This window comes from Burkholderia sp. D-99, assembly GCF_011605345.1.
Taxonomy (GTDB): Bacteria; Pseudomonadota; Gammaproteobacteria; order Burkholderiales; family Burkholderiaceae; genus Burkholderia.
In genome coordinates this window covers 25,178-39,347 of sequence record NZ_JAAOXM010000005.1, presented here as the reverse complement: position 1 = coordinate 39,347, position 14,170 = coordinate 25,178, and the positions used below count along the sequence as shown (strand labels likewise).

The window sequence follows — 14,170 nt, the reverse complement described above, 5'->3', positions numbered from 1 at the left end:
CTTTGGAGCGACGCGCTACAGCGGATAGCAGTTCTAGGCGACGCGAGCGACTCTGAACGACGGTGGATTCGATCGGTCGGCATTCTTACAAAGCAGCCATTCGGACGAGGGTTTGGTGACCGCCCCGCGGGCAATGCCAGCCGGCTTGACGACGACGCGTAAACCTTTGGACAACGTAAGCAACACACAGCCAGACGCATTCGCCTGCACATCGTTCGCGGTTGCGGGACCGGACACGACCGGCAGCGCGCTGATCTCTTCAGTCGCATGATTTCTCTCATCTGAGTCGATGAAATCAGCTTCTGCGGCGAAAACGTCGTCCCCGCGCTCTATTCTCTGACCATGTTGGATGTGTGTCGCAATACGAATGGGACGACCGTGCATGTTCAATACTCTGAAATCGAATGGATGTGGCGATACAATCATGATTGCCCAAACATGGGTCCGTCCGGCATGGCGCTGAAACGGCGGTTCATGGCCGCAACAGACACTCTATTTTTGACTTGCGTCAAAAGCGACGGATTACCGTTTGCTAGATATCCCTGAAATTCTATCCCGGACTATTGCAGCCACAATGATCGGTTAGAATTTCCGAGAAATTTTCAGTCTCTCGGCTGTCTCATTGGATTTGGCTATCGGTAGGACTCTACACGGCAGGGGCGCCACTGTGTATATCGCAGAAATTCGAATCGAGAACTTCCGGCTGTTTGGTGCCAATAACAAAGCGCTCTTGCTACCACTGTCCCCGGGACTTACGGCATTGGTCGGCGAGAACGATGCCGGCAAGACAGCGGTCATCGACGCGCTACGTTTGGTGGTCGGCACGCGTGACCAGGACGTGCTGCGGGTGGATCCACTTGATTTTCATCAGCCTACCCCCGGTGGTCCAAGTGCCGATGAAATTATCATCCGTCTGACTTTCAAAGGCCTCACCACGGCGGATCGAGGTGCGTTTGCCGAATTCCTCACATATGAGACGGTAGCCGGAGCGACCAATACCGTGCTGATCGTGACCTGGGTTGCGAAACGCAACACCAAGGAAGGCAGCTCACGCCGGGTGCTTCCGCCTGAGTGGCGGACGGGTGCCAAGGGGGACGGCCCCTTGCTCGATCTGGGGGCACGATCGCTGCTGACGGCGACGTATCTGCGGCCGTTACGCGACGCCGAGCGTGCCATGAGCTCTGGCCGAGGATCGCGACTATCGCAGATCCTCCAGCACACCACGGAAATCCGCGACACCGGAAACTCTTTCGACAAGCTGGCCGATCCACCACCCGACCCGACGACGTTGAGTGTGCTGGGCCTTGGCGACTATGCTACTCATCTGCTTGCGGAGAGCGAAGGCATTAGGCAGGCTCGAAAGCGGCTCAATGATGAGTACCTGAAGCCCCTCTCGTTCGCTAACGATATGCTGAATGCGCGAATCGGCGTAGCAGGAGCGCAGGAGGACAGCCTCAGATTGCGGCAGCTACTTGAGAAGCTTGAGCTGGTACTGACCGCGTCGTCTGACGCCGAAAGTGCGCACAGTCGTGGACTCGGCTCAAACAACCTGCTGTTCATGGCGTGCGAGCTCCTGCTTCTCGCTACTGAAAGCGACGGGTTCCCGTTGCTGCTGATCGAAGAGCCCGAGGCGCATCTCCATCCGCAGCGGCAGTTGCAACTTATGTCGTTCCTGCAGGCACAGGCAAAGAAGACGCGTGCCGATGGACAGCGCATCCAGATCATCGTTACAACGCACAGTGCCAATCTCGCGTCGGACCTACAACTCGACAAGCTCGTACTGATTGAAGGCGGACGGGCTTTCCCTCTGTGTGAGGGTAAGACCAAGCTCAGCGGATCAGACTATCGATTTCTCGAGCGCTTCCTCGACGTGACCAAGGCAAACTTGTTCTTCGCGCGCGCAGTAATGATCGTCGAGGGGGATGCCGAGAACATCCTCCTGCCCGTCATAGCGAGGTTACTTGACCGCGATTTCCACCATCACGGTGTCTCCGTGGTTAATGTCGGCGGTGTTGGGCTCGGCCGATACGCACGCATATTCATGCGCGAAGACGTCGAGAAGGATGGGGTCATTAACATTCCCGTCGCCTGCATCACCGACATGGACGTGATGCCAAACAATGCGCCTTGGATCGTGGGCAAGCTGGAGGACGGGCAGCCGATCCCTCCAAGACCTCCCTCAAAGCGGCAATGGCGGATTAAGGACGATTTTCCGGGCGAACACCTTGAACAGCGGCGAGCCGAACGCAGGAAGAAGGCCTCAGGCCAAAAGGTCGAGACGTTCGTCGCTAACGAATGGACGCTTGAATTTGACCTCGCATTCCACGGTCTCGGCAAGCACGTCTATCGCGCAGGGACACTGGCGTTAGCCAATGACCGCCTCTCTGCCGGCACTGCCGAGCAGGCCGTCATCCTCGCCGCCGCCGATGCAGCCTATCAAGCGCTGATCGATGCGGGTCATGATCCATCGACGCTCGCCTCACATGTCTATGCGCTGTTTGAGGCTGATGGGGCCTCAAAGGCGATCGGCGCGCAATATCTTGCCGAACTGCTGGAAAAGGAGGCCGCGGACAATAACCTAGATGCCAATAGCTTGCGCGCATTGCTGCCGCCCTACATCGTTGCCGCTATCGAGCATGTCACCGGGCCTTTCGCACCGCCGCTCGCAGGCGGCGCGGCCGAAGAGCCGGGCGCGGTAGTAATGGCGCCGGCACCGGGGGCCTGAGTGATGTACGACGATCTAGTCCGCGAGGAAGACGTTACCTGGGCAGCGGAATTGATGGGGCTTGGCCCCACCGGATTTGCGGCTATCGAGGGTGATGACAGCCGACTCCGAGCAATGCTGCGACTCGACACAATCGACTTCGAGGCATGCCCGGGAAGTGGCAAGACGACTTTGTTGGTCGCAAAACTCGCAGTTATAGCGATGCGCTGGCCAAGCCGTCAGCAGGGCATCTGCGTGCTGTCGCATACCAATGCCGCGCGCAACGAAATCAGCGCGAAGCTCAGCAGTTCGGCGGCGGGTGTCTCCTTGACACGCTACCCGCACTTCGTCGGCACGATCCACGCGTTTGTGAACGAGTATCTCGCGCTGCCTTGGCTCCGGTCGAAAGGAGTCGAAGTGCGCTGCATCGATACCAGGATTGCACTTGCGAAGCGGTGGAACCTGCTACCCGCGAATCGGCGCTGGGCTTTGCAGCAGGCAAATCTGAGCGAAACCTGCCTGATTTACGACCAGACTGACTATGGCGGGGGCAAGACAGGCCGTTTCGGACCGCAGACGCCTACATATCAAGCGATCATCGATGCGCGTCGCCAGTCGAGCGAACAGGGATATTTCTGCTTCGACGAAATGTTCGTATGGGCCTGCGAATTGCTTGATCGGCATCCTGAGACGATTCCAGTGCTACGTCGGCGCTTTCCGCTGGTATTCATCGACGAGGCTCAGGACAACAGTGAGGCACAATCGGCGCTGCTGCACCGCATCTTTTGCAGCGGCGACGCGCCGTCGCGCCGTCAGCGTTTCGGCGACTCCAACCAGGCCATCTACGGAAGCACCAGCGAGAGCGGCGCCACGACGGACCAGTTTCCAGGCGCTGTTGTACATCCGATGCCACGAAGCTACCGTTTTGATCAGAATCTTGCGGACCAAGTGAAGGGATTTGGGGTTACGCCGCATGCGCTAATCGGCGCCGGTCCACCGGATCACCTCAGCGCCGATCCTAAGGCGTCGGCAATCTTCCTTTTCGATGACGGGTCGGTCCAGAGAGTGCTGGAGCGCTATGGCCAGCATCTGCTGGATAGCTTCGACGCGGCTGTACTGGAAAACGGAGTGTTCACTGCAGTGGCTGGGGTTCACGAACCCGGGGGCGACGATCGCATCCCGCGAGCGATGGGACACTATATGCCCGGTTACGACCCGGCATGCGTTCGGAAGGAGTCCACGCCGAGCAGCTTCGCCCAATACCTTGCGCGGGCTCGTTTTGAGATGGCTGGCAGCGGAAACACGGATAGGCTTATCAACGCCGTGGCGGCGGCGCTCCTCACTGCCAGCGAGCTTGCCGGCGCCCCATATGGGGCGAGCGCACGAAAATCGCCTCATCGCCGGGTGGTCGAGATGCTTGGCGATAGCGATGCAAGAGGCGAATATCTCGCATTGCAAGAGATCATCCTGACGCACCAAGGCGATATCACCCCTGCGCTCTGTGCGGCGGCAGCACAAGCCCATATCGAGGCAGTGATCCGGCAACTGAGCGGCGCAGAGGTGCTTGGGGAGGATGTTGCCACCTTCTTAGCACCGCCGCAGGCTCAGGCCGTAGCTGAGGCCGAAGCTGCAATCGCCGCGCGCACCGATAATTTGTTTGCTTATCCGCCCTACGCACCACAAGTACACATTCGGCTGAGCTCGATCCATGCGGTGAAGGGCGAAACGCACACGGCGACGCTCGTCCTCGACAGTTTCTACCACGCGCATCATCTAAGCGAACTCAAGCCATGGTTGCTGGGCACGAAGTCGGGCGGCGTTTCGACAAACGCCAGGGGCCGCCAAGTCCCTGAAGGCCCGAGAATGCTCGGGCGGCTCAAGTTACATTACGTCGCGATGACTCGCCCGACCCATCTGCTGTGCTTGGCGATGCGAAAGGATGCGTTTGGGCCTGGGGAACTCGACACGCTGATGGGTCGAGGTTGGACTGTCATTGATTGCTGCTCAGATGCGCAGGTACCAGTCTAGGCGTACAGCTATGGATTTTTTACGGACCTGAGACAATTTCGGCGTGAAGTGCAAGCCGAATGGCGTCGAGCCCTATCGTTATCTGGTCTGGCTTTTCGCGAGTTACCGCTCGCCGCAACCGCCGACGACTGCGCGGCGCTCATGCCATGGAATTTGTTCACCGATTTGCGTTGAGTCCTCGTCCCCGATCGGCAGCCCCGAGCAGCCTTGTTCGCGATCGGGAGACTATCCACTGAACTAACGCAACTTACAGCCGAGGTCGGCGTTCAGCCACGTCAGCCCAACGATCAGCGCGACGAGCGCTCCGGGGGTCCTACATGTTCCTCATCATGTTCTCCACTGTCTCTCAAAAGACCGCGCCGCATCCGTACCAAAGCGGGAAGGAGACCGCCCTCGCCCGGTTCATCTGGCCCGTCATCGCGTGGACACTGCCCGTCAACCTACGTGATGTGCCTCTGGTCGGCTTGATCAAAAAATATGAAAGTGGGACGCTATAAGGTCTTCGTTTTTGCAATCGTCCGCTGACGGATTTCGGCGGCAAAGATATTTTCTGTTTTCACTAAATGAGTCGGATCGCCATGAGCAACGTCAGCAAGACGGAAGATCTCACCATCCGCGCTCTACTATGACGACGCAACCCAGGTAGTCAACGCTGGCGAGTCCCGGCGTCACGTCCACCGGACGATAACCATGAAAGGAGGCGATATGGGTTTGGCCAAGACTGCATGGATGGACGCACAGGAGCGCGGCTGGTCGGCACCCGATACCTACGTGTGTGCCAACTGCGTGGACGACGCCTATCTCAAAGCGCTGATTCAAGACAACGCCGGTTCTAACACCTGCGATTACTGCGAGCGTCAGGGCACTGAATACATTGCTGCCGAGGCTGAGGTGGTGATGAAGGCGATATTCGACACGATACACACTTACTACTGCGAACCCGCCTCAGGAGGAGTACCTTACGATGGCGGTTTCATCATTCCATCGATCAGTATCGATGACGTATTGGATCAACTTGATTTCAGCGGTCATCCTGATTTTGTGGATGCTGTAATCGAGGCTGAAGCAAACGGTGACTATTTTGTCCCCGCTGCTGACGGCCACTGGGCCGGCAGTCACTTGCATGAAATGCTTTCCGGTGCCTGGAAATTGTTCTGTTACACGGTCAAGCACGAGACGCGCTTTCATTTTGCCAATACCCCGCGTGAAGCGGAATCGCCTTATGACATTGACATCGCCGATGTGCTCCCGGCGATTGCTGAACATCTGCGCCCAGCCATTTTCACGCTCGCGGCAGGGACGGAGGCGTACCGTGCCCGCATACGTCATCGTGGCCAGACGTGGGAGCCAACCGCCGATCAGATAGGCCCACCACCGAAGGCATTTACGACCGCAGGACGCATGAATCCTGCCGGCATCCCCTATCTCTATATATCGTTTGACAAGGCCACCGCCCGGCGTGAGATCGGTGTCCCGGAGCGATCGAGTCGGACCGTCTTCACGGCCGCATTTACCTTGACAAGGCACCTCACAGTCATCGATCTGACTGCGTTACCCTCTATGCCGTCGGTGTTCGACCTAGAACAGAAGGATGCGCGCGAGAAGGCCTTGTTCATACACGAATTTGTCGAGACCATCAGTGTCCCCGTCACCAAGGACGGGCGCGAGCACATCGACTATGTTCCCTCGCAGGTGGTCTGCGAGTACCTCGCCCAAGTGTTTGACGCTGGAAAAGACACCAGGTTGGCTGGCTTGATCTACCCCAGTGCCGTCAAAGCAGGTGGCAAAAATCTCGTCGTGTTTCCGGAGGATCGTTATCTGGCTACCTATCATGGAGTGCAGTATGTCCGGGCTGGCCGCTGACCATGCGCACACACTCTGCCCCATATCTGCGGCAAGCACTGACATGACAGAATCCGAATACCTCGCTGCGGTGAATGCAGCAGTTGCCCGCTGGCTGCTTGATCGCAAAGGCGAACCTCTTACGGCAAAAGCCTATACGCAAGCGGAGCCTGCGCAATGCCACGCGAACGCGGATGCCTACGTCATCCAACACGGAGGTCAGGTCGTACGCGGGTTCCTGATGCTGCATCCCGACGAATGGACCGTAGTCTGGGTTATGCCGCACTCCGTCGTCAGGACAGCGACAGGTTTAGTCGATGTCACTCTGAAGAGCGCGGAACTCCGCGGCTTGGCGTTCTTTTCCTTCGAAGGCGATTCGGAAAGATTCATGGACTGGGCGAAACGGTATCCCCAAGAAAGCCGCTCAATCGTGCAATCTCAGTAGCCCAGACATTCGTCCTGATGATGTCGGCCTGTCATCACGACTCGCGCTTTTCGTCGAGCCGTGCACGTGCCGCCGCGATTGATTGATGCAGCTTCGCCTGTAGCGTCTCGCGCGGCGGGAGCACCGTGAGGTACTCGGCGACGTGAATACCGCTTTTGCCGAGCTCGAGCAATTCAATTTGTTCTTGTTTTTTGCCAGCACACAGGATGATGCCGATCGGCGGCGCTTCATCCGGCTCCTGCTCGTGCTTCGCGAGCCAGCGCAAGTACAGCTCCATCTGACTCTTGTACTCGGCCTTGAAGGAACCGAGCTTCAGTTCGATCGCGACAAGGCGTTTGAGCTTGCGGTTGTAAAACAACAGGTCGAGATAGAAGTCGTCGTCGTCGATCAGCAACCGCTTCTGGCGCGCGACGAATGTAAAGCCGGCACCTAGCTCCAATAGGAATTGTTCCATCTCGCGCAGGATCGCATCTTCGAAATCGCGCTCGAGGTAGTGATCATTGAGGCCGAGAAAATCGAGTATGTACGGATCTTTCAGCACGAGGTCAGGCGTCATCTGTTGCGCGTCGCGGAGGTGCGCCACTTCGCGCCGAATCACTTCGTCGGGTTGCCGCGACAGCGCACTGCGCTCGAACAGCATCGACTGCATCCGCTCCTGCAGCTGCCGCGACGACCAGCGCTCCAGACGGCAGAGCTCAATGTAGAAGTCGCGCTTGAGCGGGTCGTCTACGTACATCAACATCTTCAGATGGGTCCAGCTCAATTCTCTCCGCAGTGCGGAGAGAATTGGTTCATCAGGAAACACCTCGGCCGCGCGGATGCAGTGACGCAATTGCTGCTCGCTCCAACCCCGGCCGTACTCGCCTCTCAGTTGTCGTGCGAGCGCGGCGAGGATCTGTTGTCCGTAACCCGCGCGCTCCCCGCCCAGCACATCATCTCGAATGCGACGACCGACCTGCCAATAAAGGAGGGTCAGTTCCGCGTTGACGGCCGCGGCCGCCTGGGCGCGCGCCGAATCAATCATGCGGCGGATGTCGGTCAAGAGGGATGCAGGGACGAGTTCGGTCATCTTGTTAGGAATGGAGGAATCGGCGGGCCGGCGCGCGCCAGCAGCGCCCACGTTACCGGAATCTGAGCAACGGCGGAACCCTGCCGGGCGCGCCCCAATTCTCTCCGCACCGCGGAGAGAATTCAGCCACCTGCCCGCTGGGGCCCTCGCCTCTCACCGCGCTAAATGTGGGCGCTCGCAATTGAGCTTCAGCACCGCCTGAGACGAAGCCGCCTCTCCAGCCGCCCCGCCCTGATCGAAGAACCTCCAGGCCCGCGTGTGACGCAATGCCCAATGAACCCGCCCACCGACGCGTCGTCGCCCGCGCCAGAAATACCGGGGCGCCGGAACGGTGACGGCACCGCTTTTCGATCGCCGCGGCGGGAGCGCTCAATTCCCCCTAGGGCGGTGTGCCGCGCACGCGGGCGCTTCGCCTACGTCCCAAAATGAAGGGGAACATAGCCCTTGCTATGTTCCCCTTCATTCCGCCGGATCCTGCCTCGACATGGACCACTTCGGCGGAGCGCATCGTGCCCCTCTTTTACTGCACAACCGCGCACGTCCTAACTCGCCCCCTGAAATTTCTACGCAAAAAACTGTCAAACTTCCGCGTCCACACGCGCACTACGCGTCGATCGCCCTAGCTTGCAAACTCATCCGTCTATCAATGCGCATCAGACGCGCGGTGTGATTCGCGACCGCAGTCAAACAACGCACGTGTCCCGGTCCGATTCGATCGGCGAGCCAAAGTCCGGATTCGCCGCGCCACTCGGCGCACACTAAAAAGACACTAAAAATCGTGGCACGAACAGGTGCTCGATAAACATCAGCGACTCCCCCGCCCGAAGGCCCTTGCCGGTTGGAGCCCAGACGGACTCCACCGCACCCCAACGTAACACCCCAACCTTCACGATTCATTTAACTTTCCGTGAGGACTTCGACACCGGCCGCTGACTACGATGGGCGCATATTTCCAGGACCTGCTGCCAGGAGCCCATCATGCCTACCCGCAGACATCTGCTGTTCGCCGGCGCCACCGGCCTCGCCGCGCTTGCGACCCTGTCGTCCGTCGGCCGCCGCGCGCTGGTCGGCCGCGCGTTCGCCGCGTCGCCAGCCACCCCGCAGACGGCCGCCCCGCGGATGGCCGCCCCTTTCGAAGTCACCCTCAGCGACGCCGAATGGCATCGCCGGCTCACGCCTGCCCAGTACACGGTCCTGCGCGAAGCCGGCACCGAGCGGCCGTACACCAGCCCGCTGAACGACGAGCACCGCCAAGGCACGTTCGCGTGCGCCGGCTGCGACCTCGCGCTGTTCTCGTCGGCCACCAAGTTCGACAGCCATACGGGCTGGCCGAGCTTCTGGAAGCCGCTCGACCACGCGGTCGCCACCAATACCGACGCGTCGTTCGGGATGATCCGCACCGAAGTGCACTGCCGCCGCTGCGGCGGCCATCTCGGCCACGTGTTCGACGACGGTCCGCAGCCGACCGGCCTGCGCTACTGCATGAACGGCCTCGCCCTCGCCTTCCACCCTGCCGTCGCCTGATCCGGCCCCACTCCTGACCGACTGGAGAACGCACCATGCTGCTCATCGTCCTTGCCTACCTCGGCGGCGTGCTCACGATCCTGAGCCCGTGCATCCTGCCCGTGCTGCCGTTCGTGTTCGCGCGTGCCGACCAGCCGTTCGTGCGCACCGGCCTGCCGCTGCTGGCCGGCATGGCGTTCACGTTCGCCGTCGTCGCAACGCTCGCGGCCGTCGGCGGTGGCTGGGTCGCGCAAGCCAACCAGGCCGGCCGCTGGGTCGCCATCGTGCTGCTCGCGGTATTCGGCCTGACACTGCTGATGCCGCGCCTCGCGGAGCACCTGACGCGCCCGCTGGTCGCCGCCGGCAACCGGCTCACCGGCTTCGCGCAACGCGACGGCCGCCCGGCCGGCCCCGCGTCGTCACTGCTGCTCGGCGTCGCGACCGGCCTGCTGTGGGCGCCGTGCGCGGGCCCGATCCTCGGGCTCGTGCTGACCGGCGCCGCGCTGCGCGGTGCAAGCGTCGGCACGACGCTGCTGCTGGTCGCGTATGCGGCCGGCGCGGCGACGTCGCTCGGCGTCGCGCTCGTGATCGGCGGCAAGGTGTTCGCCGCGATGAAGCGCTCGCTCGGCGCCGGTGAATGGATCAAGCGCGGGATCGGCGCGGCGCTGCTGGCCGGCGTCGGCGCGATCGCGCTCGGCCTCGATACGGGCGCGCTCGCCCAACTGTCGACCGTCACGACGGGCGGGCTCGAGACGAAGCTCGTCGACCGGCTCGGCGGGCATTCGAACAGCGCGCCGGCGGCGATGGCCACGGCCGGCGGTTCGGCGGAAAACGCGGCAGAAAGCGCGGCGGACAGCCCGGCAAACGGCGCCGCGAACGGTTCAGCCGGCGCGATGATGGCCGCGACAGCCGATGCCGCGCAGGCCGGCGGCGCAATGATGCGCGCGGTGGATACGACGCATGCGCCTGCCGCGCTGCCCGTCGAAGGCACGCTGCCGTCGCTCGACGGCGCGGTGCAGTGGCTGAACTCGCCGCCGCTGACGGCGGCCGCCCTGCGCGGCAAGGTGGTGCTGGTCGATTTCTGGACGTATTCGTGCATCAACTGCCTGCGCACGCTGCCGTACACGACCGCGTGGGCGCGCAAGTACGCGCCGTACGGGCTCGTCGTGATCGGCGTGCACGCGCCGGAGTTCGCATTCGAGCGCGACATCGGCAACGTGAAGAAGGCCGTGCACGACCTCGGCATCGACTTCCCGGTCGCGATCGACAACCGCTTCACGATCTGGCGCGCGTTCAACAACGAATACTGGCCCGCGCACTACTTCGTCGACGCGCAGGGGCGCGTGCGCCGCCACCACTTCGGCGAAGGCGAGTACGCGGAATCGGAGCGCGCGATCCAGTCGCTGCTCGCCGAGGCCGGCCATCCGGAAGCGCTGAACGTGCCGCTCGGGCTCGCCGGCGCGCCCGCGAAGGGTGCGCTCGCGGCAGCCGACAGCGCGGACGTCCGCTCGCCCGAGACCTACGTCGGCTACGCACGCGCCGAGGATTTCGTGTCGCCCGGCGGTGTGGTGCGCGATGCGGCGTACCACTACGCCGAGCCGGCCCGTCCCGATCTCAACGACTGGGGCCTCGCCGGCATGTGGCGGGTCGGCGCCGAACGCGCGACGCTCGCGGCGCCGGCCGGCCGCATCGTCTACCGCTTCCATGCACGCGACCTGCACCTGGTGCTCGGCCCCGGCGGCGACGGCAAGCCGGTGCGCTTTCGCGTGACGCTCGACGGCGCGGCACCCGGCGATGCGCACGGCAGCGACGTCGACGCGCAAGGCTACGGCACCGTGACCGGGCAACGCCTGTACCAGCTGGTGCGGCAGCCCGGCGCGATCGCCGATCGCACCTTCGCGATCGAGTTTCTCGATCCCGGCGTGAATGCGTATGCGTTCACGTTCGGCTGATCCCGGCCGGAGGTGGTGCACCAGCGCCGCCTCCGGGCCACCCGCTTTCCATTCCGCCTTCCGAAGGAGCCCACCGTGAACATCACCTCTCCCCGCGGCCCCGCGCCGCAACGGCGCACGGCGATGCTGCGCCGCATCGGCGCCATCGTCGTCGCGGCGCTCGCCGTGTTCGGCTACCAGCGCATCGTCAACTCCGCCGAACCGATGCGCACCGTGCCCGCGCCAACGCTCGACGAAACGCCCGGCGCATCGCACGACGAGACGGCCGTGTTCGCCGGCGGCTGCTTCTGGGGCGTGCAAGGCGTGTTCGAACACGTGAAGGGCGTGAAGCAGGTCACGGCCGGCTACGCGGGCGGCGCTTCCGAAACCGCGCACTATGCGCTCGTCGGCTCGGGGCTGACCGGGCACGCGGAATCGGTTCGCATCGTCTACGACCCGACGCAGATTACGTACGGCCGGCTGCTGCAGGTGTTCTTCTCCGTCGCGCACGATCCGACCGAGCTCAACCGGCAGGGCCCCGACGAGGGGTCGCAATACCGGTCGGCGATCTTCCCGACCACCGCGCAGCAACGCGCGGTCGCGACCGCGTACATCGCGCAGCTCGGTACCGCGCACGTGTTTCCGGCGCCCGTCGTCACGCGCGTCGAGAACTACAAGGGGTTCTACCCGGCCGAGGCCTATCACCAGAACTACCTCGAGCTGCACCCCGATGCGCCGTACATCGCGTACAACGACATGCCGAAGATCACCGGGCTGAAGCAGTACTTCCCGACGCTGTACCGCACCGACGCGGTGCTGTGGCGCGATGCGCGCTCGTGACCGCCACGCGGCCGCGCGTCGGGGTGAAGGGTTGACGGGGTAACGCCCGCCGTGCGGCCAAGGCCCGAGCGGCCGCGCACGGCCGGCGCGCCGCGTTCGGCCCGAATTGCGCCGCATCAACGAAACCGCGGCCGCCGTGCCGGGGCAAACCCGCATCGCGTCCGCCGCGACAGGCAACTTCGCGTAGACTGCTCCAGATCCCCGCCGCGTCATGCGGCGGCCGGAATCCCACTCCAGCACGGAGAAGTCACGCATGCGAGCAGTGCCCTTCCCAGACAGCGGCACCCTTGGAGAACCCTCTGCCGGCGCGGTCGTGCGCGATTTGCGCCGCGTGCCGATTCATCCCGATCACTGGTATCCGCTCGCGTGGTCGCGCGAGCTGAAACGCGGCAAGACACTCGGCGTGCGCTTCGCCGGCGATCCGATCGTGCTCGTGCGCACCGAATCCGGCGCCGTGTACGCGCTCGAGGATCGTTGCGCGCACCGCCAGGTGCCGCTGCACGCGGGCGTCGTGAGCGGCGAGACGCTGCGCTGCTGCTATCACGGCTGGACCTACGCGTGCGACAGCGGCCGCTGCGTCGACGTGCCGTACCTCGGCCGCGAGCGCTTGCCCAACGGCGTGCGCGCGTATCCGTGCCGCGAAGCGCACGGGCTGATCTTCGTGTTCCCGGGCGACGCGACGCTCGCCGACGCGCGGCCGTTCCCCGCGCTCGAATCGGCGGACGACCGCGCGTTCAAGACGCGCCGCTTCGGCCGCGAGGTCAAGTGCCACTACTCGTTCATGCACGAGAACCTGATGGACATGAACCACCAGTTCCTGCATCGCAAGCAGATGGGGCAGATGCGTGCGCGCTCGGTCGGCCGGCGCCGCGGCGACGACTGGGTCGAGGTCGACTACACGTTCGCGCGGATGGAAGGCAAGCAGCCGGTCGGCGAGGCGCTCGTGTTCGGCGCGAGCAAGAAGCCGGGCGAGCAGGCGGACAAGAGCGTGATGACGGTGCGTACCGGCTATCCGTACCAGACGCTGCAGATCCGCTCGAGCGAAGGCACGCTCGTGATGGACCTGTGGATCGTCTACGTACCGCTCGACGCCGAGCAGCGCACCAACCGCACGTTCGGACTGCTGTCGATCCACAAGCCCGGCATACCGTTCGCACTCGATCTCGCGTGGCCGCTGCTCGTCTGGTTCACCGAGCGCATCTTCCGCGAGGATCGCTGGATCGTCGAGCGCGAGCAGGAAGCACACGATCGCCAGGGCGCCGACTGGAACCACGAGGTGTTTCCGGTCATCAACGAACTGCGCGACCTGCTGCGGCAGTGCGGCGCGCGCACGGTGATCCCGATCCGCGAAGCGCGCGACGGCGCGTGACGCGAGCGGCGCGCCGTCGCGCGCCGTTACAACCGGAACGCGCCCGGCAGCAATGCGTGGGCCGTCGTGACCTCGACGGCCCCTTTCAGGTTGGCCAGGATTACTTCAATGTCGGGCGTGCCGATCTCGATGATCACCTGGCGGCACGCGCCGCACGGCGCGATCGGGCCGTCCGTGTCGCCCACGACCGCGAGCCGCGTGAAATCCCCCGGGCGATACCCGGCCGCAATGGCCGAAAACATCGCCGTGCGTTCCGCGCAATTGCAGAGTCCGTAAGACGCGTTCTCGACATTGCAGCCGTGAAAAATCGTCCCGTCGCGCGCCTGCAGCGCCGCGCCGACCTTGAAGCGGGAATACGGCGCATACGCGCGTTCGCGCGCCGCCTTCGCCGCTTCGATCAGTTCGTGTCGTTCCATCTCGTCGTGCCTCCGATTGTGTG

Annotated in this window: 11 protein-coding genes; 8 read left to right on the top strand and 3 right to left on the bottom strand. The window is 63.0% G+C overall.

The annotated features are described in order from the left end of the window. Positions 1-33: 33 nt before the first annotated feature. Positions 34-384, bottom strand: a complete 351-nt coding sequence (locus HAV18_RS19935; RefSeq protein ID WP_166958907.1) for a hypothetical protein — start codon at positions 382-384, stop codon at positions 34-36. A gap of 283 nt (positions 385-667) precedes the next feature. On the opposite strand from HAV18_RS19935, the gene HAV18_RS19930 reads away from it, so the two are divergent. From HAV18_RS19930 to HAV18_RS19915, 4 genes are all read left to right on the top strand, one after another. Then, positions 668-2,725: an AAA family ATPase gene (locus HAV18_RS19930; protein WP_166958905.1), complete on the top strand. Its 2,058-nt coding sequence runs from the start codon at positions 668-670 to the stop codon at positions 2,723-2,725. 3 nt (positions 2,726-2,728) lie between these two features. Next, complete coding sequence (locus HAV18_RS19925) at positions 2,729-4,732, top strand: UvrD-helicase domain-containing protein (protein ID WP_166958903.1); 2,004 nt, start codon at positions 2,729-2,731, stop codon at positions 4,730-4,732. Between the two features lie 705 nt (positions 4,733-5,437). Beyond that, on the top strand, positions 5,438-6,595 hold the full coding sequence (locus HAV18_RS19920) for a HEPN-associated N-terminal domain-containing protein (protein WP_166958901.1): 1,158 nt from the start codon (positions 5,438-5,440) through the stop codon (positions 6,593-6,595). A 43-nt stretch (positions 6,596-6,638) separates the two neighbouring features. After that, entirely contained in the window at positions 6,639-7,019 is a 381-nt protein-coding gene (locus HAV18_RS19915) for a hypothetical protein (RefSeq protein WP_166958899.1), read from the top strand. Between the two features lie 34 nt (positions 7,020-7,053). Here HAV18_RS19915 and HAV18_RS19910 read toward each other — a convergent pair whose 3' ends face one another. After that, positions 7,054-8,088, bottom strand: a complete 1,035-nt coding sequence (locus HAV18_RS19910; protein WP_166958897.1) for a YhcG family protein — start codon at positions 8,086-8,088, stop codon at positions 7,054-7,056. Between the two features lie 978 nt (positions 8,089-9,066). Between HAV18_RS19910 and msrB the strand changes: the two genes are divergently transcribed. The 4 genes from msrB (at position 9,067) to HAV18_RS19890 (ending at position 13,731) form a co-directional block, all read left to right on the top strand. After that, positions 9,067-9,612: a peptide-methionine (R)-S-oxide reductase MsrB gene (gene msrB / locus HAV18_RS19905; RefSeq protein WP_166958895.1), complete on the top strand. Its 546-nt coding sequence runs from the start codon at positions 9,067-9,069 to the stop codon at positions 9,610-9,612. A 35-nt stretch (positions 9,613-9,647) separates the two neighbouring features. Then, the gene (locus HAV18_RS19900; RefSeq protein WP_166958893.1) at positions 9,648-11,543 is read left to right on the top strand and encodes a cytochrome c biogenesis protein DipZ; all 1,896 of its coding nucleotides are present in this window, start codon (positions 9,648-9,650) and stop codon (positions 11,541-11,543) included. Between the two features lie 123 nt (positions 11,544-11,666). Beyond that, the gene (gene msrA / locus HAV18_RS19895; protein ID WP_166959708.1) at positions 11,667-12,362 is read left to right on the top strand and encodes a peptide-methionine (S)-S-oxide reductase MsrA; all 696 of its coding nucleotides are present in this window, start codon (positions 11,667-11,669) and stop codon (positions 12,360-12,362) included. Positions 12,363-12,615: 253 nt separating this feature from the next. Further along, positions 12,616-13,731, top strand: coding sequence for an aromatic ring-hydroxylating dioxygenase subunit alpha (locus HAV18_RS19890; protein ID WP_166958891.1), 1,116 nt, complete (start codon positions 12,616-12,618; stop codon positions 13,729-13,731). A 26-nt stretch (positions 13,732-13,757) separates the two neighbouring features. Here the strand turns inward: HAV18_RS19890 and HAV18_RS19885 are convergent, their stop codons facing one another. Continuing rightward, entirely contained in the window at positions 13,758-14,147 is a 390-nt protein-coding gene (locus HAV18_RS19885) for a cytidine deaminase (protein ID WP_043185533.1), read from the bottom strand. Between the last annotated feature and the right edge of the window lie 23 nt (positions 14,148-14,170).